Here is a 424-nt window from a genome sequence, read left to right on the forward strand (position 1 = left end):
AACTTCCGCCCTCTTCGGACTCGCTTTCGCTTCGGCTCCGGCCTTATAAGCCTTAACCTCGCTACGTACAGCAACTCGCCGGCCCGTTCTACAAAAAGTACGCCGTCACCACCTTCCAGTGGCTCCGACTGCTTGTAGGCATACGGTTTCAGGTCCTCTTTCACTCCCCTCCCGGGGTGCTTTTCACCTTTCCCTCACGGTACTCGTCCTCTATCGGTCGCCAGCGGGTATTTAGCCTTGGAGGGTGGTCCCCCCTGCTTCCCATAGGGTTCCCCGTGCCCCATGGTACTCAGGCTCGTACGCTGCAGCTACGCGTAATTTCGGATACAGGGCTTTCACCTTCTACGGCGGAGTTTCCCAACTCCTTCTCCTATTACGCTTCACTGCCGGGTACATGGCAGTGTACCCCCAGTACGGCCTTCAA

Annotated in this window: 1 rRNA gene; it reads right to left on the reverse strand. The window is 57.5% G+C overall.

Annotation, left to right across the window (positions count from 1 at the left end):
* Window positions 1-424 (reverse strand): 23S ribosomal RNA (locus ciss_RS05545); the annotation flags it as partial.

Source organism: Carboxydothermus islandicus (assembly GCF_001950325.1).
Taxonomy (GTDB): domain Bacteria; phylum Bacillota; class Z-2901; order Carboxydothermales; family Carboxydothermaceae; genus Carboxydothermus; species Carboxydothermus islandicus.